A 16,506-nucleotide genomic window follows, 5' to 3' on the forward strand; every position below is an offset into this window, starting at 1 on the left:
CGTCGGCCGTCCGCGCCGCGTCGGCCCCGTCGGGCACGCTGTCGCGCCCGGACGAGGAGGCGCGGGGCACGAAGGGCCAGAACAGCCCGCGACCGCAGACCACCAGGGCCGCCGGCAGGGCGACGAGGGCGAACACGATCGCGACGCCGACGCCGATCGCACAGGCGAGGCCGAGGGCCCGGTTGCCCGTGAGCGACGCGAGCAGCAGCGTGAGGAGGCTCAGGGCGACCGTGCCGCCGCTGGCCGCGATGGCGGGCCCGGCGCTCCTCACGGCCGTGCGCATCGCGCGATGGCGGTCGGGCTCGAGCAGCAGTTCTTCACGGTAACGCGCGACGAGCAGCAGGGCGTAGTTGGTGCCCGCGCCGAAGACGAGCACCGAGAGGATGCCCGAGATCGAGGCGTCGAGCGGGATGCCAAGGGGTTCGGCGACGGCGGCTGCGACCCGGCCGGCCAGGGCGTCCGCGGCACCGACGACGGCCAGCGGCACGATCCACAGCACGGGGCTGCGATAGGTGACGATCAGCAACACGGCCACGACGACCACCGTGACCAGCAGGAGCCGGAAGTCGGCCCCGGCGAAGGCGTTCGCGATGTCGTCCTGGAACCCGATCGGCCCGGTGAGCAGGGCGTCCAGCCCGGCGGGCAGGTCGGCCGAGGCCGCGTCCCGCAGGCTCGTCGCCGTGCCCGCGACGTCGGCGTCGACCGTCGTGGCGTCGAGCGGGACGGCCACGATCGCCGCGGTGCCGTCGTCGCTGATCTGCGGCCGGACGGCCTGCGGGGTCGTGGCGAGTTCGGCGAGGGCGGCGGCCCGCTCGTCGACGGCGGTCAGGTCGGCGGCGTCGAGCCGGTCGCCGTCGTGGCTGAAGACCAGGATGCCCACCGTCGTCTCGGCACTCGGGAAGGTCGTGAGCAGCACGGCCACCTGGGCCGACTGGCTCGTGTCGGGGACGCCCGACGGCGGGGCCGCGTCGCCCTCGCTCTGCGGCAGGACCGTGAAGAGCAGGGCGACGGCGACGGCCGTCGCGGCGAGCACCGCCCAGGCGGAGCGGTGGCCGCTGACGATGCGGGCGAGGGTGCGCATGGTGATCCTTCAGTCGCTGAATGTCTTAGGGGCTAAGAGTATTGCAGATCACAGGAGCATCGACCAGACTCGTCACGCAGGAGGTTCCATGCCCACCCCGAGAGACCCGGGCCCCACGGCCCCGTCGACCCGTCCGTCGCGCTCGCCGCAGGCCGACGAGATCGTCACCCACATGCAACGGCTGACCACCGAGTCCCAGAAGCTCGCCCAGGCCTTCGCCTCGCGACACGGTCTCGGCCACATCGACCTCGAGGCGCTGCTGCACGTCATGCAGGCCGAGCGCGACGGCGACCCCGTCACCGCCGGCGGTCTCGGCGAGCTCCTGGGCGTCACCTCGGGGGCGGCGACCGGAGTCATCGACCGCCTCGAGAAGGTCGGGCACGTGCACCGCAGCCGCGACGACGCCGATCGGCGCCGGGTGCTCGTCCGCTACTCGGATCGCGCCCGTGAGGTCGCGGGCGCGTTCTTCGGGCCGCTCGGCGTGATGAGCGACCGGGTCATGGCCGAGTTCGACGAGGCCGAGCTCGAGACCGTCCGACGGTTCCTCGAGGGCATGTCGGGCGCGATGGCGGAGCGGGCCCGCGAGGTGGGGCGACCCGCCTGAGGTGACCCGCGCCTCCTCGGGGTGGCGCACGGTCCCGACCTCCTGCGCGTCGGCGGGAGCGGGTAACGTCGTGGTGACCCCGGAAGGCAGGTTCTCCGTGACCGACCACGTCTCGGCCCTCGATCTCTTCTCGATCGGCATCGGCCCCTCGAGCTCGCACACCGTCGGCCCCATGAGGGCCGCCCGCGAGTTCCTGCTCGGTCTCGACGTCGACGGCCGGCTGACCGACGTCGTGCGGGTCGAGGCCGTGCTCTACGGCTCGCTCGCCGCCACCGGCCTCGGCCACGGCACGCCGTCGGCCGTCCTCGCCGGCCTCGCGGGCATGCAACCCGAGACCTGCGACCCCGAGGTCGTCTCGGGCATGCAGCAGGCGGTCGAGCAGGGCGGCGGCCTGCGGCTGCTCGGCCGGCACCAGATCGCCTTCGCCCCCAACGACCTGCGCATGGCGCCGCTGACGCGCATGCCCCGGCACCCCAACGCGATGAGCGTCGAGGCCTTCGACGCTCACGGCGAGAGCCTCGCCCGCGAGGTCTACTTCTCGGTCGGCGGGGGCTTCGTCGTGCGGGACGGTGACGACGAGCGGGCCGTGCCCACCGCCGAGGCGCCGTTCGCCTTCACCGACGCGGACGACCTGCTGCGCCTCTGCGACTCCGAAGGCGCGTCGATCGCCGACCTCGCCTGGCGCAACGAGGTCGCGCTGCACGGCGAGGCCGACGCCGCGGTGGGGCTCGACTCACGCTGGGCGGCCATGCGGGCCTGCGTCGACGCGGGTCTCGAGGCCACGGGCGTCCTGCCCGGCTGGATGAAGGTGCCCCGACGCGCCCGGCAGTTCGCGACCATGCTGCGCCAGCAGGACGAGCGGGCGACCGCCTTCGCCCTCGGCGGCTCGGCGATCGACCAGGGCCGCGCCTCCTCGCTGTTGGCCTCCGACCTGCCGGCCCAGTGGCTGCAGGCCTACGCGATGGCCGTCAACGAAGAGAACGCGGGCGGCGGGCGCGTCGTCACCGCCCCGACCAACGGCGCGGCCGGCATCATCCCGGCGGTCGCCTACTACGCCATGAGGTTCCACGGTGCGACCGATCACGAGCTGTCCCGCACCTTCCTGCTGACGGCGGCGGCGATCGGGTCGCTCTACAAGCGCAACGCGTCGATCTCGGGGGCCGAGGCCGGTTGTCAGGGCGAGGTCGGCTCGGCCGCGTCGATGGCCGCCGGCGCGCTGACCGCCCTGCTCGGCGGGACGCCCCGCCAGGTCGAGAACGCGGCCGAGATCGCCATGGAGCACCACCTCGGCCTCACCTGCGACCCCGTGGGCGGCTTCGTGCAGGTGCCCTGCATCGAGCGCAACGCCATCGCGGCGGGCACGGCGGTCGCCGCCACCCGCATGGCCCTGCTCGGCGACGGCAGCCACGTCGTCAGCCTCGACACCGTCATCGAGACGATGCGCCAGACCGGCCGCGACATGAAGGACAGCTACAAGGAGACCAGCCGCGCCGGGCTCGCGGTCAACGTCATCGAGTGCTGAGAACGTCCGCGTCGGACGCCCGCCCGGACGTTCCTCGGGTCGTGTCGCACCCCGCCGCTAGCCTCGTCGCATGACCCCGTCGCGCCGCCCCACGCCGTCCCGCCCCGCGACCCCGGGGGGCACCGACGCCCCGCGGCTCGACCCCGTCGACCCCCAGGGGCTCGTCGATCTCGGCACCGACCTGCTGGGTCCGCGCGACAGCCGTGAGCTCGAACGGTACGTCGACGCCGACCTGACCGGTCGCGACCTCGAGGGGTCCGAGTTCACTGAGTGCGTCTTCGAGTCGCCGTGGCTCGGATCGGCCCGACTGCGGGGCGCCCGCCTGGTCGAGTCGGTGCTGGCCGACTCGTTCGCCCCCGAGCTCGCCGCCTCGCGCAGCACCTGGCGTGACGTCCGCGTCGAGCGACCCCGGTGGGGGTCGGCGGAGCTGTTCGACGCCGAACTGCGGTCGGTCCACCTGGTCGGCGGCAAGATCGACTTCCTCAACCTGCGCGGGGCGCGCCTCACCGACGTCGTGATCGAGGGCTGCACGATCGGCGAACTCGACCTCGGGGGTGTGCAGGCCCTGCGGGTCGCGCTGGTCGACTGCCGCATCGGCACGCTCGACGTGACCCGCGCCTCCTTGTCGCACACCGATCTGCGCACCAGCGACTTCTCCCGCATCGACGGTTTCGAAGGGCTTCGTGGCGCGACCATCGACGACCTGCAGCTGGCGACCTTCGCCCCGACGATGGCGGCTCACCTCGGGCTCGTCGTCGGCTGAGCCCGGGCTCGTCGACGGCTGAGCCCGGGCCGCCCGTGCGACGCCCGGCTACGCCCTGGCCGAACACGTCGGGGCCGCACGAGGCGGCGGTGCTATCGTCGCCGACAGAGCAATGCGCTCCGGGGTCAGTGAAAATCTGAGCCGGCGGTCACAGTCCGCGACCCGCGTCGTCCCCGAGAGGTGGCGGCCGGTTGAACCGGTGGAACCCCGGTACCGACGGTCATAGTCCGGATGAGAGGTGGCGCGGGCCCGGTCGTCCGTCAGCGGACCCCCGGGCCGATGCCGACCCTCGCGTCGCGCACCCCGGAGAGCCCTCGGCACACAGCCAGGCAGACCGGAGGACGACATGACGACGCAGGCGACCACGCCCGGGCCCGATGCACGCACGCACCGACCCACCGACCCGACGGGCCCGGTGGTGCGCTGATGTTCACCGGCCTCGTCGAAGAACTCGGACGCGTCGAGCGCGTCGCCGACCAGGGGGACAGCGTCCGCCTGACGGTCCACGGCCCCGCCGTGCTGACCGACGCCGCGCACGGTGACTCCATCTCGGTCAGCGGCGTCTGCCTGACGGTGGTCGAGCAGCAGGGGGACACCTTCACGGCCGACGTCATGCGGCAGACCCTGGCCATGAGCACCGTGGGGACGTTCGGTCCCGGCACGCCCGTCAACCTCGAACGAGCCGCCCGCGTCGGCGACCGCCTGGGCGGTCACATCGTCCAGGGCCACGTCGACGGCACGGCCACGGTCGTCGAGATCGAAGAGGGCGAGGCCTGGCGTCGGGTCCGGTTCGACCTCGCCGACGACCTCGCGCCCCTGCTCGTCGACAAGGGGTCGGTGACGCTCGACGGCGTCAGCCTCACGGTGAGCGCGATCAGCGAACCCGGCGAGCTGCCGGGCTGGTTCGAGGTCAGCCTCATCCCCGAGACGCTCGCCGTGACGACCCTGGGCGGCAAGGCCGTCGGCGACCGCGTCAACGTCGAGACCGACGTGCTCGCCCGCCACGTGCGCCGCATGCTGCGACTGGACGCGCTCGACGCCGACGGCCCGCGCGGTGCGGCCGCCCCGGCCGCCCCGGCCGACGCGGCGGACCCGCGGGACGCCGCCGTGACGGGGCGCCCGTGACCGTGTCGACGCCCCGGGAGGAGGGGCGGGTCGACTCGCGCCTCGCCCCGATCGAGCTCGCCCTCGAGCACCTGCGCCGTGGTCGCCCGGTCGTGGTGGTCGACGACGAGTCCCGCGAGAACGAGGGCGACGTCGTCCTGTCGGCCGAGTTGGCCTCGGCCGAGTGGATCGCCTGGACGGTCCGGGTGTCCTCCGGTTTCGTCTGCGCACCGATGACGAACGAGATCGCCGACCGACTCGACCTGCCGCCGATGGTCGCCCACAACGAGGACGCCCGGGGCACGGCCTACACGGTCAGCGTCGACGCGGCGGCTGGCGTGACCACGGGGATCAGCGCCTCCGACCGGGCGACGACCCTCCGCACGCTCGCGTCGCCGACCAGCGTGCGCGACGACCTGCACCGCCCCGGGCACGTCCTGCCGCTGCGCGCCCGTGACGGCGGAGTGCGTGAGCGTGACGGCCACACCGAGGCCTCGGTCGACCTGATGAAGGCCGCGGGGCTGCGACCCGTGGCCGTCATCAGCGAGATCGTGGGCGACGACGGCGAGATGATGCGCCTGCGGGCTCTGCTCGACTTCGGGGCCCGCCAGGGCGTGCCGGTCGTGACGATCGCCGATCTCGTCTCCTGGCTGGGCGACCGCGACCTCGACGAACCCGGCTCGGCGCCGGAGACACCGACCACCGACGCCACCGCCGATACCACCACCACCACCCGCACGACCGAAGGAGACCCCGCATGAGCGGAGAAGGCGCCCCCACCGAACTCGACGTCGACGGCACGGGAATCCGTGTCACGATCGTCGCCGGCACCTGGCACGAGACGATCACCGACGGCCTGCTGGCCGGCGCGCTGTCGACGGTCGAGCGCCTCGGCGCCACGGCCACGGTCGTGCGCGTGCCCGGCAGCTTCGAACTGCCCGTCGTCGCGAAGGCCGCGCTCGAGGCCGGGGCCGACGCGGTCGTGGCCCTCGGCGTCATCATCCGCGGCGGCACGCCGCACTTCGAGTACGTGTCCGACGCCGCGACCTCGGGCCTGCTGCGGGTGACGCTCGACACGGGCAAGCCCGTCGGGTTCGGCGTGCTCACCCTCGACGACGAGCAGCAGGGCCTCGACCGGGCAGGCCTCCCCGGCTCGAAGGAGGACAAGGGTGCCGAGGCCGCCCACGCCGCCGTCGCGACGGCCGTCCAGCTGCGCGAGCTGGCCCGGGCCGGCACGGCCCGCGTGGCCGGCTTCTGACGACGGAGGCGGTGCCGGGGCGACGAGCGTCCCGGCACCGCGCCTCCTGACGGTCTGGCGTCCTGCCCGTCGCGCCCGTCGGGACCCTCGGGCCCCTCGGGCCTAGGCGAAGACCTCGGACAGGAACGTCTCGAGCTGCTGCCACGAGCGACGATCCGCGCGGGCGTCGTACTGGGCCCCGTGATCGGGTGCGTCCGTCCCGGGGACGGCGAAGGCGTGCATGACGCCGCTGTAGCTCAGCACCTGCCAGTCGGGTGCCTCGGCGGCGCGCATCTCGTCCTCGAAGCCGACCACGGCCTCGTCGGGCACCACCGGGTCGGCGGCACCCGTCATGACGAGCAGCGGGGCCGTCACGGCACCCTTCTCGGCGGGCATCCCCGTCCCGAGCCCTCCGTGGAACGACACGACGCCGGCGACGTCGGCACCCGCGCGGGCCAGCTCGAGGGCACCCGAGCCGCCGAAGCAGTAGCCCATCACCGCGATCCGCGACGGGTCGACGCCCGGCTCGGCGCGCAGGCGCTCGAGGTTCGCGAGCAGGCGCGACCGGAACAGCGCGACGTCACCGTAGTACTTGCCCGCCTCGCCGGCGGCCTCCTCGGGCGACGGGCGGACCCCCTGCCCGTAGACGTCGCCGGCCAACGCCACGTAGCCGAGCCGCGCGAGCATCTGCGCGCGCACCTTGACGTGGTCGACGACGCCGAACCAGTCGTGCAGCACGAGCACGCCGGGCACGAGCCCGGACGAGGAGGCGCCGGCCGGCGTCGCGAGGAACCCCTCGAGATCGACGTCGGTCGCCGCGTAGACCTCGTCCGACGTCGTGACGCCGCCCGGGTCGGGCACGCTGTCGAGGACGCGCTGAAGGTCGGGGGAGAGGGCGGGAGTGGGTTCGGTCGTGGTCACACGGGGACGCTACTCCCGGCGGGTCGGACGGTGCCGGGGGCGGTTCAGCCGGGGTCGACGATGCGGGCGACGGCCTGGCGGACGACGTCGCACCGACGCTGCTGCGGGCCGGTGTGCAGGTTGGTGGCCTCGGGCGTGACGAACCAGGCCAGCACGACGCCGAAGACCATGGTCAGCAACTCGTCGGCGTCCCAGCCGGACGAGATGTCGCCCGCGTCCTGGGCCGCACGCACCGAGTCACGGCGCGCCTCGAGCTGACCGTGGTCGAGCACGCCGGGGCTCGGCAGGGCGACGCCCTCGATCTGGCCCCAGAGCAGGAGGCGCGCGTCGTCGGGGTTCGACGCCAGGTGGTCGTAGAGCGCGCTGGCCCAGCCCGGCAGGTCGTGGGCGTCGAAGGGGACGACCGCGACCCAGCGGCCGATGCTCTCGCCGAGGGCGGCGTCGAACAGGTCCCGCTTGGTCGAGAAGTGGGCGTAGAGCCGTTCTTTGCTCGCCTCGGCGTCGCGCGCGATCGTGTCGACGCGGGCTCCGGCGAGGCCGCGGGCCGCGAACTCGGTCCGCGCCGCCTCGAGCAGCCGCTCCCGCGGAGGGGTGGGTCGTCGTGCCATGCCCAGAGCATAGGGGCTGCACCTCTCCGGACCACCTGGTTCGGAGAGAGGTCTTCGCTTACCGGCCGGACCGGTTCGCCCCGCGTCCGGGAGGGCGCCGTCGCGGAGGTGGGCCGTCGCGTCGTCGGACGGGTCAGAGCGCGCGGGCGTCCACCAGGTCGACGCCGGCCGCCGCCGCGACGCCCGCGTTGGTGATCTGCCCCGCGACGGCGTTGACGCCGCGGGCCAACGACGCATCGGCCGCGATGGCGTCACGCCACCCCCGGTCGGCGAGGGCGAGTGCGTAGGGCATGGTCGCGTTCGTCAGGGCCCGGGTCGAGGTCTGGGGGACCGCGCCGGGCATGTTGGCGACGCAGTAGTAGACGCTGTCGTGGACGGCGAAGGTGGGGTCGTCGTGCGTGGTCGCGCGCGAGCCCTCGAAGCAGCCGCCCTGGTCGATGGCGATGTCGACGAGCACCGACCCGGGACGCATCGACGCCACCATCTCGTCGGTGACGAGCTTGGGGGCCTGTGCGCCGGGGATCAGCACCGACCCGATCACCAGGTCGGCGGCCGCGACCTGGGCGCCGATCTCGTAGGCCGTCGAGGCGCGGGTCTGCACCCTGCCGCCGAACTGCACCTCGAGGGCGCGGAGGCGCGGAAGCGACACGTCGATGACGGTCACGTCGGCGCCGAGGCCGAGGGCGTTCGCCGCGGCGTGTTCACCGGCGACGCCGCCGCCGATCACCACCACCTTCGCCTTCGGGGTGCCGGGGACGCCCCCGAGCAGCACGCCCGTGCCCCCGATCGGCTTCATGAGGTGGTAGGCGCCGACCATCGTGGAGAGGCGGCCGGCGACCTCGCTCATGGGCGAGAGCAGCGGCAGGCTGCGATCGTCCCGCTGGACCGTCTCGTAGGCGATCGCGGTCGTGCCGGACGCGAGGACGGCCTCGGTGCACTCGGGTGAGGCCGCGAGGTGCAGGTAGGTGAAGAGGGTCTGGTCCGCCCGCATGAGCGGGTACTCGGCCGCGATCGGCTCCTTGACCTTCATCAGCAGATCGGCCTCGCCCCAGACGTCGGCCGCGTCGTCCACGACCGTCGCACCCGCGGCGACGAACTCGGCGTCCGTGAACCCCGACCCCCGTCCGGCGCCGGCCTGCACGATCACGTCGTGTCCACGGCGGGAGAACTCGTGGACGCCGGCCGGGGTCGCGGCGACGCGGTTCTCGTTGTTCTTGATCTCGGTGGGGATGCCGACGCGCATGGTTCGTCCTCTCGGGGAGTGGCCTCGACGACGGGCGGCCGGTGCACGCCTCTGTTCGCCGAACTGAGGTCAGTGTGCTGTTTCGTGCCGATGCGTGCCAAGCTCTCCGCACGAGATTCTGTGCAGGCCCCGCCCGGCCGCACGATCGACGGTGAGGGACGGGACGAGGCATGGCTGCGACGAAGGACGTTCGGCTCGACGAGATCGACCGGCAGCTCGTGCGCCTGCTGCTCGCGAACAGTCGCACCCCCAACGCCACGTTGGCCGCGCAGGTCGGGATCGCTCCGTCGACCTGTCTCGCGCGCCTCCGGTCCCTCGTCGAGCGCGGCGTCGTCGCCGGCTTCGGAGCCGACGTCGACCTGTCGGCGCTCGGACTCGACCTGCAGGCGCTGATCAGCGTGACGATCCTCGCGTCGGCCCGACAGCGGATCGCCGCCTTCTCGGCCGAGATCCGGGCCCTGCCGCAGGTGGTGCAGCTGTTCTTCCTCGGCGGGTCCGAGGACTTCATCATCCACCTGGCCGTCCGCGACACGAACGACGTCCGCGAGTTCGTCCTCGACCACCTCTCGGCGCACCCGGCCGTCGCCTCGACCCGGACCAGCCTGGTCTTCGAGCACCACCACCCCGGCCCGACCGTCTGACCGATCAGCCGGTGCCGTGCCGAGCCAGGGGCCGGCGTCAGCGCGTGGCGGCGAGCGTCATCGGCAGGTGGGGGATGCCGTCCTCGAGGAACTCGTCACCGTCGACCACGAAGCCGAACCGGGCGTACCAGCCCGAGAGGTGGGCCTGGGCGTCGAGCCGGACCAGTCGACCGTCGCACTCGACGACGGCCGACCGCATGAGGTCGGCGGCGAGCCCACGACCGCGAGCCGACGACGCCGTCGCCACCCGGCCGATGCGACGGTCGTCGCCGTCGTGCAGCACCCGGAGCGTCGCCAGGATCCGGGCGTCGTCGTCGGTGGACCAGAGGAGGCGCGCGCTCGGCTCGAGGTCGCGCCCGTCGAGCTCGGGGTAGGGGCACTCCTGTTCGACGACGAAGACGTCGACCCGGAGGCGGAGGATCTCGTAGAGGACGACGGGGTCGATCTCGGCGACGGACGACGAGTGCTGGGTGGGGGTCACACGGCCACGCTATCGGCCTCGCGCGCGTGACCGGATGCCGCCCTCGGGCGGGTCACCGGGTCTCGCCCAACGGCATGGTCGTGAAGTCCCCGCCGACGGGTGCGTCGGGGGGCAGGACCTGACCGGCGAAGCGGTCGGCGAACGCCTCGGCGTCGTCCTCGGGGTGGTAGCCGATGGCCTCGCCCGCCGCGAGCGACACGACGCGACGGGTGTTGCGACTGACACCCCAGACGACGTGGTGCCCGGCCGGTGCCGTCGTCAGGGTGGCCAGGATCAGCCGCGTCGCGTCGGCCGGGGACAGCCAGGTGCCGAGGCTGCGGACGTCGTGCGGCTCGACCTCGGCCGTCATGATGCGCGCCGACACCACGGTCGAGCCGAAGCGGTCGGCGTACAGGCTGCCCACCGCCTCGAGCAGCACCTTGCTGACGCCGTAGAAGGTGTCGGGCCGGGGGGCCGGCACGTCGTGGTCGGCGGCGCTCGAGCCCGGTTCGAACCCGACGGCGTGCACCGAGCTGGCCGCGAGCAGCCGGGTCACGCCGGCCCGACGGGCGGCCTCGTGTGCCACGTAGGCGCTCTCGACGTTGAGGTCGCGGATCTCGTGCCACGTGCGCTCGCTGGCGTGCGACGCGAGGTGGACGACCAGGTCGGCCCCGGAGAACGCCACGGTGAGGGAGTCGAGATCGGTCACGCCGACGTGCTCGAAGGTCTCTCGTCGTCGGAGGTCGCCGGGTGACGTGACCACGTCGAGCAGCCGCAGGTCGTGGCCGGCCTCGAGCAGAAGAGGGCGGACCCAGGTCGCGATGCGGCCCGAGCCTCCCGTGATCGCGATGGTCGCCATGTGTGCCGCCTCTCGTCGGCGGCTCGTCGGCCCGCCCGTGGTCCTGCCCCGATCCTGCCCCGGACCACCGACAGCGCTCGCGGGGCACGCCACGCGTCCGCCGAACCGCCCTCGCGACGCGTCCCCGCGTCCCCCGGATGCCCCACCCGAGCCTGACAAGGCTCTGGCGAAGGCCTGGCAGGGATCTCCACGACCCCGGTCGGTGACGCGTCACCTCCTACCGTGGCGGAGGGCCCGACGACGTGCCACGACCCCGTCCCCGACCGAAAGGCACCTCGTGTCGTCAGCTCTCTCGTCCCTCGGCCTCCTCCTCGTCCGCGTCGTCCTCGGGGTCGTGTTCGTCGCCCATGGCTGGCAGAAGCTCGCCGTCGACGGCCTCGCCGCGACGCAGGGCGCCTTCGGGGGCATGGGCATCCCGCTCGCCGAGGTCGCCGCCCCGGCCGCGGCCGTCACCGAGCTCGCCGGTGGCGTCGCGCTCGTGGTCGGCGTCGCCACCCGTGTCGCCGCCGCGCTCCTGGCGGTGACGGCGGTCGTCGCCCTGGTCGCCGTCCACCTGCCGAACGGCTTCTACTCGACGACGGGTGGGTTCGAGTACGTCCTCGTCCTGGCGGTCGTCTCCGTCGCGGTCGTGCTCACGGGGCCGGGCCGCTTCGCCCTCGACGCCCTGGTCGTCCGGGGCCGGCGCGCCCGTCGCGAGGCCTCGGCCCCGCTGCCCGCCACCGTCTGAGTCGGGGCCGAGCGGGCCGGGCGCGAGGCCGGGACGGGTGAACGTGACGCACCCGCGAGGGTGATTTGCGCCTCCTCGTCCCGTCCCGGCCCCCGATCCGTGGTCGGCTGGATGCCGATGATCCCCGCCAGCGACCGCTTCCGCCGCTCCGGCGGCCGACCCCGCACCGGGTCGCCCGTCCTCGTCTTCGGGGACGTCCTCGACGACATCATCGTCACCCCCCGGGCGGAGGACGGCACCGGGACCGAGACGGCCGCCACCATCCGGCACCGGGCCGGGGGTTCGGCGGCGAACACGGCGGCGTGGCTCGGGTCGTTGGGGGTCGAGGTCTCGTTCGTCGGTCGGGTCGGCACGGCCGACCTGCAACGCCACGCGCAACTGCTCGCCAACGCGGGGGTCGTGGCCCGTCTGTCCTACGACGCCCACGACCCGACGGGCACGGTCGTCATCACCGTCGACGGCTCGTCGCGCATCATGTTCACCGATCGGGGGGCCGGTGCCTCGCTGAGCCCCGACGACGTCCCCGACGACCTGGTCGCCGGGGCCGGTCTCGTGCACTTCACGGGCTACACCGTCGCCCAGTCCCGCAGCCCGGTCGCCCTCCGACGCCTCGTGGGACGGGCCCGGGAGGCGGGGGCGCTCGTCTCGGTCGCCCCGGGCAGCGCCTCGATCGTCCGCCGCTTCGGGGCGTCGGCGTTCCTCGCGGCCGTGCACGGAGCCGACCTGTTCTTCCCGTCGGACGAGACCGCTCGCGAGCTCACCGGGCTGGACGACCCGGTCGCGTCGGCGACGGCGCTCGCCGAGCAGGTCGGCGTGGTCGCGATCGTCGCCGACGACGGGGGTGCCGTCGTGGTCTCGCGGGGGCAGCAACCGGTCGTGGTCGACGGGGTCGTCTCGCGCTGGGTCGACTCGGTGGGCCTCGTGGACGCGTTCTCGGCCGGGTTCATCGCCGCGTGGGCGACGACGGGCAGCCTGGGGGTCGCGGGTCGGAGTGGGGCCCGTGCCGCCGCCCGTGCCGCCGGGGTCGCCGGAGGACGGCCGCCCGCCTGACCGTGTCGGGCCCGCCTGACAGCGTCGGGCCCGCCTGACGACGCCTGGCCCGCGTGACGACGCCTTGCCCGGCTGACGACGCCTGGCTCGACGAGCCCTCGGCTACCGTGCGCTCTCGGCGCTCACCAACACGGTCTGGACCCGGGGCGGACGCTCGGGGGTGAGCCGGATCTCGAACCGGACGACGCCCCGGACTCCCCGTCGTCGCCAGACGACGTGCGAGGGCGCGGACGACTCGTCGGGCGGCGATGCCTCGCCGTCGTCGTCCCAGCCGCCCACGGACTCGACGGCGGCGGCCCAGGAGGCGCGGCGTCGGTCGAGCGGCAGGTCCGCTTCGACGTTCTCGCTGAACAACCCGTCGGGCACGGCGCCGCCGAGGACGACGGCCTCGACCGCCTCGCGGGCCGCCGACGTCTCGGGCCACGGCCGCACGACGACGCGGGCGTCGGGGTGCTCGGCCATCAGGCCGTCGAGCGCGAGCCCGATCGGCTCGGAGACCTTCGAATAGGTCGCGTTCTCGAACCCGACCCCGCCGAGGCCGGTCGCGGTCTGCCAGCGCATGTGGGCCGAGAACCCGGGGTAGCCCCCGCTGTGCGACACGACGGGGCCGTGGTCGGGGTAGTGCTCGACGAACAGGCCGAACCCGTAGCCGCCGGGGTGCCCGACCCGGGCGGGGACGAAACGCTGCACCTGTTGCATCTCGCGTCGGGAGGCGCGCGAGAGGATGCCGTCGAGGTCGCCGCGGCCCTCGGGGTCGAAGGCGGAACCCAGCCAGCGCGCCCAGCGCGCCAGATCGGTCACGGTGCTGAACAAGCCGCCGATCGGCGAGAACGCGCCCGGGCCTGAGAACGGCAGGGGGTCACCCCCGTCGGAGGTGCGGCGATGGCCGATCGCGACGCCGCCCGTCGCCCGCACGGTCGCCTCGAAGCCGGTGGCCGTCAGGCCGAGCGGTTCGAGGATCGTCGACTCGACGACCTCACGGTAGGGCCTGCCGGCGACGGCCGCGATCGCCCGGCCCACGAGGGCGAAGCCGAGGTTGGAGTAGGCGAAGGTGGTGCCCGGCACGCTGTCGAAGCTGAGCCCGGCCCGCAGCAGGGCGTCGAGTCCGTCGTCGGTGAGGGATTCTTGCCGGTCGCCCCACGGATCGTCAGTGGGGAAGCCGGCCGACATGGTCAGGAGCATGCGCAGGGTCGGCACGGGGGAGTCGGCGGTGGGCAGGGCCACGTCGGCGAAGGCGGGCACGAAGTCGGTGATCGGTGCGTCGAGGGACACGAGCCCGGCGTCGCGCTGGGCGAGCAGGGCGGTGGCGGTGAAGCTCTTCGTGCACGAGGCGATGCGGTACGCCGTGTCGACGCCGGGCGCGGTGCCGGGGGCGACCTGGCCGTAGGAGCCGTCGTGCGTGACGCCCGAACGGTCGAAGGTCGCCCACGCGGCGCTCGGGCCGCGCCGCTCGGGAGCGCGTGCGGCGAACACGGCGTCGATCCCCGTGGGTGGTTCGGTGCGGTCGGGTCGTGATGACGTCGTCACGGAGGCGGTCCTCTCGAGGGGCGGGGTCATTCGGTGCGCGTGGTGCGGCGCATGGCTTCGTAGGCGTCGAGCGCGGCCCGGCGGGAGGCCTTGAGGTCGACCATGGGCTCGGGGTACGAGTCGGTGTCGACCTCGGGGACCCAGCGCCGCACGTAGTCGCGGTGCTTGTCGAACTTGTCGGCCTGCAGGACGGGGTTGAACACGCGGAAGTACGGGGCCGCGTCCGCGCCCGAGCCGGCCGTCCACTGCCAGTTCGCGGGGTTGTTCGCCTCGTCCGCGTCGACCAGGGTGTCCCAGAACCACTGCTCGCCCACCCGCCAGTCGGCCAACAGGTTCTTGACCAGGAAGCTCGCCGTGACCATGCGAACCCGGTTGTGCATGTACCCGGTCGTCCACAGCTCTCGCATGCCCGCGTCGACCAGCGGGATGCCGGTCGTGCCCTGCTGCCACGCCTCGAGTTCGCCGGGTTCGAGTTCGTGCCACGGGAACTCGTCGAACTCCGGCCGGTAGTTCTTCGTGGCGAGGTGCGGGTTCGCGAAGAGGACGGTGTGGTTGAACTCGCGCCACACGAGTTCGCGCAGGAAGCCCGAGGCCTGTTCTCGGGCGTCGGGTGCCAGGTCGCCGCGCATGCGGTGCCAGACCTGGAACGGGCTGACCTCGCCGAAGCGGAGGTGCGGCGAGAGGTGGCTCGTCGCCTCTTGGGCCGGCTCGTCGCGCAGGCCGTAGTCGGCCAGGTGGCCGGTGGCGAAACGTTCGAGGGTGTCGAGGGCCGACGCCTCGCCCGGGGTCCAGGCGTCGCGCAGGCCGGCCGACCAGTCGGGGGTCGTGGGCAGCAGCGCCCACGAGTCGAGGTCGTCGCTGTCGGGCGTCGCGTGGGGGACGTGCAGCTCGTCGGGTGCCGCCTCGGGGTGGCGGGGTTCGGGCCGGTCGAGGCAGGCGCGCCAGAACGGCGTGAAGACCTTGAACGGCTGGCCCTGCCCGGTCTGGATGGTCCACGGTTCGAACATGAGGTTCGCCTGGAAGCTGCGCACGTCGAGCCCACGCTCGCGCAGCGACGATTTGAGCCCGGCGTCGGCGTCGCGGGCGGCCAGGCCGTACCGGCGGTTCCAGAAGACGGCGCCCGCGCCCACCTCGTCGACGAGACGGGGGAGTTCGCGTGCTTGGGGACCCCGACGCAGCGTGAGTCGCCCACCGACGGCCTCCAGCGACTCGGCGAGGGCGGCGAGGCTGTGGTGCAGCCACCAGCGTGAGGCCCCGCCGAGGGGGCGGAGGCCGTCGGTCTCGTCGTCGAGCAGGAAGAGGACGACGACCGGCTCGCCGCGCTCGACGGCGGCCACGAGGGCGGGGTTGTCGGCGAGGCGCAGGTCGTCGCGCAACCAGACGATGGAAGGGGAGGTCATGCGTCCGTCCCGACCGGCGTGCCGAGCCGCAGCTTGGTGCACAGATCGGCGAGCGAGGCCAGTTCGTCGTCGTCGAGTGCTCCGCCCACGCGACGTCGGATGGCCTCGGCGTGGCTGACCGCCGTGCGCCGGTAGAGGTCGTAGCCCTCGTCCGTCATGGTCACGATGATGCCCCGGCCGTCGCCGGGGTCGGAGGCCTTCTCGACGATGCCCTTCGACGCCAGTCGGTCGACGAGACGGCTGATGCTCGGCTGCGTCAGCAACAGGTGGCGGGTCAGGTCGCGGATGCGGGCCCGCCGATCGGGCTGGTTGGACAGGTTGAACAACACGTCGTACTCGTTGAACGAGATCTCGTGGGTCGGGAAGCACTCGGTCAGTTCACGCATGACGCTGACCTGGGCCCGGAACAGGGCTTCCCAGGCCCCCACGGCCATCGATGTCTCGCTCATGTCGTCCCTCACGTTCGTCGGGGTCGAGTCTACGAAAGGCCACCGACCTCGGGCCGACGCGCGGGGGCGGCGACGAGCGAGCGTGTACCCGGGGGTACACGACAGAGGGCCGGTCGCCCGATGGCGACCGGCCCTCTTCCCTTGCACCAGGAGTGTCCTGCAATCACATTCCGCCTCGGCCGCCACAGCAAACGACGTCGGCGAGACACAATCTATAACGGATCGGTAACGGTGGTCCAGGGGTGGACCCGAGGAATTCCTGGGAACTCGGGTCCGTTCGGCGCCGTGGACCATGACTCGTCCCATCTGC

The 16,506-nt window shown here is 73.4% G+C and carries 17 protein-coding genes, 1 pseudogene and 1 riboswitch; of the genes and pseudogenes, 9 read left to right on the top strand and 9 right to left on the bottom strand.

The genetic code is table 11. From position 1 onward, the window contains the following. A partial coding sequence (locus tag IFT36_RS04430) for an MMPL family transporter (RefSeq protein WP_200412513.1) occupies positions 1-1,081 on the bottom strand: 1,081 nt, incomplete at its 3' end. Between the two features lie 88 nt (positions 1,082-1,169). Here IFT36_RS04430 and IFT36_RS04435 point away from each other — a divergent pair. From IFT36_RS04435 to ribH, 6 genes and pseudogenes are all read left to right on the top strand, one after another. Beyond that, a complete protein-coding gene (locus IFT36_RS04435; protein ID WP_200412514.1) occupies positions 1,170-1,685 on the top strand; it encodes a MarR family winged helix-turn-helix transcriptional regulator in 516 nt (171 codons plus the stop codon). Between the two features lie 97 nt (positions 1,686-1,782). Next, the gene (locus IFT36_RS04440; RefSeq protein WP_192124535.1) at positions 1,783-3,207 is read left to right on the top strand and encodes an L-serine ammonia-lyase; all 1,425 of its coding nucleotides are present in this window, start codon (positions 1,783-1,785) and stop codon (positions 3,205-3,207) included. A 70-nt stretch (positions 3,208-3,277) separates the two neighbouring features. Beyond that, the gene (locus IFT36_RS04445) at positions 3,278-3,970 is read left to right on the top strand and encodes a pentapeptide repeat-containing protein (RefSeq protein WP_200412515.1); all 693 of its coding nucleotides are present in this window, start codon (positions 3,278-3,280) and stop codon (positions 3,968-3,970) included. A 112-nt stretch (positions 3,971-4,082) separates the two neighbouring features. Then, a riboswitch (FMN riboswitch) is annotated at positions 4,083-4,217 on the top strand. A 179-nt stretch (positions 4,218-4,396) separates the two neighbouring features. After that, on the top strand, positions 4,397-5,095 hold the full coding sequence (locus tag IFT36_RS04450) for a riboflavin synthase (RefSeq protein ID WP_200412516.1): 699 nt from the start codon (positions 4,397-4,399) through the stop codon (positions 5,093-5,095). Positions 5,096-5,145: 50 nt separating this feature from the next. Beyond that, a pseudogene (gene ribB, locus IFT36_RS04455) lies at positions 5,146-5,799 on the top strand (3,4-dihydroxy-2-butanone-4-phosphate synthase); the annotation flags it as partial. 32 nt (positions 5,800-5,831) lie between these two features. Beyond that, entirely contained in the window at positions 5,832-6,332 is a 501-nt protein-coding gene (ribH, locus tag IFT36_RS04460; protein WP_200412517.1) for a 6,7-dimethyl-8-ribityllumazine synthase, read from the top strand. Between the two features lie 102 nt (positions 6,333-6,434). Here the strand turns inward: ribH and IFT36_RS04465 are convergent, their stop codons facing one another. The 3 genes from IFT36_RS04465 to ald form a co-directional block, all read right to left on the bottom strand. Then, positions 6,435-7,232 carry a dienelactone hydrolase family protein gene (locus IFT36_RS04465; protein WP_123570551.1) on the bottom strand — a complete coding sequence of 266 codons (798 nt, stop codon included), beginning with the start codon at positions 7,230-7,232 and terminating at the stop codon, positions 6,435-6,437. A 44-nt stretch (positions 7,233-7,276) separates the two neighbouring features. After that, positions 7,277-7,840 (bottom strand): TetR/AcrR family transcriptional regulator, encoded by a 564-nt coding sequence (locus tag IFT36_RS04470; RefSeq protein WP_056046627.1) that lies wholly within the window; start codon positions 7,838-7,840, stop codon positions 7,277-7,279. Between the two features lie 133 nt (positions 7,841-7,973). Then, positions 7,974-9,083, bottom strand: a complete 1,110-nt coding sequence (gene ald / locus IFT36_RS04475; RefSeq protein WP_123570549.1) for an alanine dehydrogenase — start codon at positions 9,081-9,083, stop codon at positions 7,974-7,976. 170 nt (positions 9,084-9,253) lie between these two features. Between ald and IFT36_RS04480 the strand changes: the two genes are divergently transcribed. Further along, positions 9,254-9,724, top strand: coding sequence for an Lrp/AsnC family transcriptional regulator (locus tag IFT36_RS04480; protein WP_056046623.1), 471 nt, complete (start codon positions 9,254-9,256; stop codon positions 9,722-9,724). 37 nt (positions 9,725-9,761) lie between these two features. Here IFT36_RS04480 and IFT36_RS04485 read toward each other — a convergent pair whose 3' ends face one another. Both IFT36_RS04485 and IFT36_RS04490 read right to left on the bottom strand, forming a co-directional pair. After that, positions 9,762-10,205: a GNAT family N-acetyltransferase gene (locus tag IFT36_RS04485; protein ID WP_200412518.1), complete on the bottom strand. Its 444-nt coding sequence runs from the start codon at positions 10,203-10,205 to the stop codon at positions 9,762-9,764. A 52-nt stretch (positions 10,206-10,257) separates the two neighbouring features. Next, the gene (locus IFT36_RS04490) at positions 10,258-11,043 is read right to left on the bottom strand and encodes an NAD-dependent epimerase/dehydratase family protein (RefSeq protein ID WP_200412519.1); all 786 of its coding nucleotides are present in this window, start codon (positions 11,041-11,043) and stop codon (positions 10,258-10,260) included. A 277-nt stretch (positions 11,044-11,320) separates the two neighbouring features. Here IFT36_RS04490 and IFT36_RS04495 point away from each other — a divergent pair, with 277 nt between their 5' ends. Together IFT36_RS04495 and IFT36_RS04500 are read left to right on the top strand one after the other, a co-directional pair. Then, on the top strand, positions 11,321-11,770 hold the full coding sequence (locus IFT36_RS04495; protein ID WP_307785026.1) for a DoxX family protein: 450 nt from the start codon (positions 11,321-11,323) through the stop codon (positions 11,768-11,770). A gap of 117 nt (positions 11,771-11,887) precedes the next feature. Beyond that, positions 11,888-12,820, top strand: a complete 933-nt coding sequence (locus tag IFT36_RS04500) for a carbohydrate kinase family protein (protein ID WP_192124545.1) — start codon at positions 11,888-11,890, stop codon at positions 12,818-12,820. Between the two features lie 102 nt (positions 12,821-12,922). On the opposite strand, the gene IFT36_RS04505 is transcribed toward IFT36_RS04500, so the two are convergent. From IFT36_RS04505 to IFT36_RS04515, 3 genes are read right to left on the bottom strand one after another with little or no spacing between them, the layout of a single operon-like run. Further along, a complete protein-coding gene (locus IFT36_RS04505; protein ID WP_200412521.1) occupies positions 12,923-14,347 on the bottom strand; it encodes a serine hydrolase domain-containing protein in 1,425 nt (474 codons plus the stop codon). Between the two features lie 26 nt (positions 14,348-14,373). Continuing rightward, positions 14,374-15,747 carry a cryptochrome/photolyase family protein gene (locus tag IFT36_RS04510; RefSeq protein WP_200412522.1) on the bottom strand — a complete coding sequence of 458 codons (1,374 nt, stop codon included), beginning with the start codon at positions 15,745-15,747 and terminating at the stop codon, positions 14,374-14,376. Further along, positions 15,744-16,196, bottom strand: coding sequence for a MarR family winged helix-turn-helix transcriptional regulator (locus IFT36_RS04515; RefSeq protein ID WP_200412523.1), 453 nt, complete (start codon positions 16,194-16,196; stop codon positions 15,744-15,746). Before IFT36_RS04515 ends, IFT36_RS04510 begins: the two co-directional genes overlap by 4 nt. Between the last annotated feature and the right edge of the window lie 310 nt (positions 16,197-16,506).

It is taken from the genome of Frigoribacterium sp. CFBP 13605, assembly GCF_014839405.1.
Lineage (GTDB): Bacteria > Actinomycetota > Actinomycetes > Actinomycetales > Microbacteriaceae > Frigoribacterium.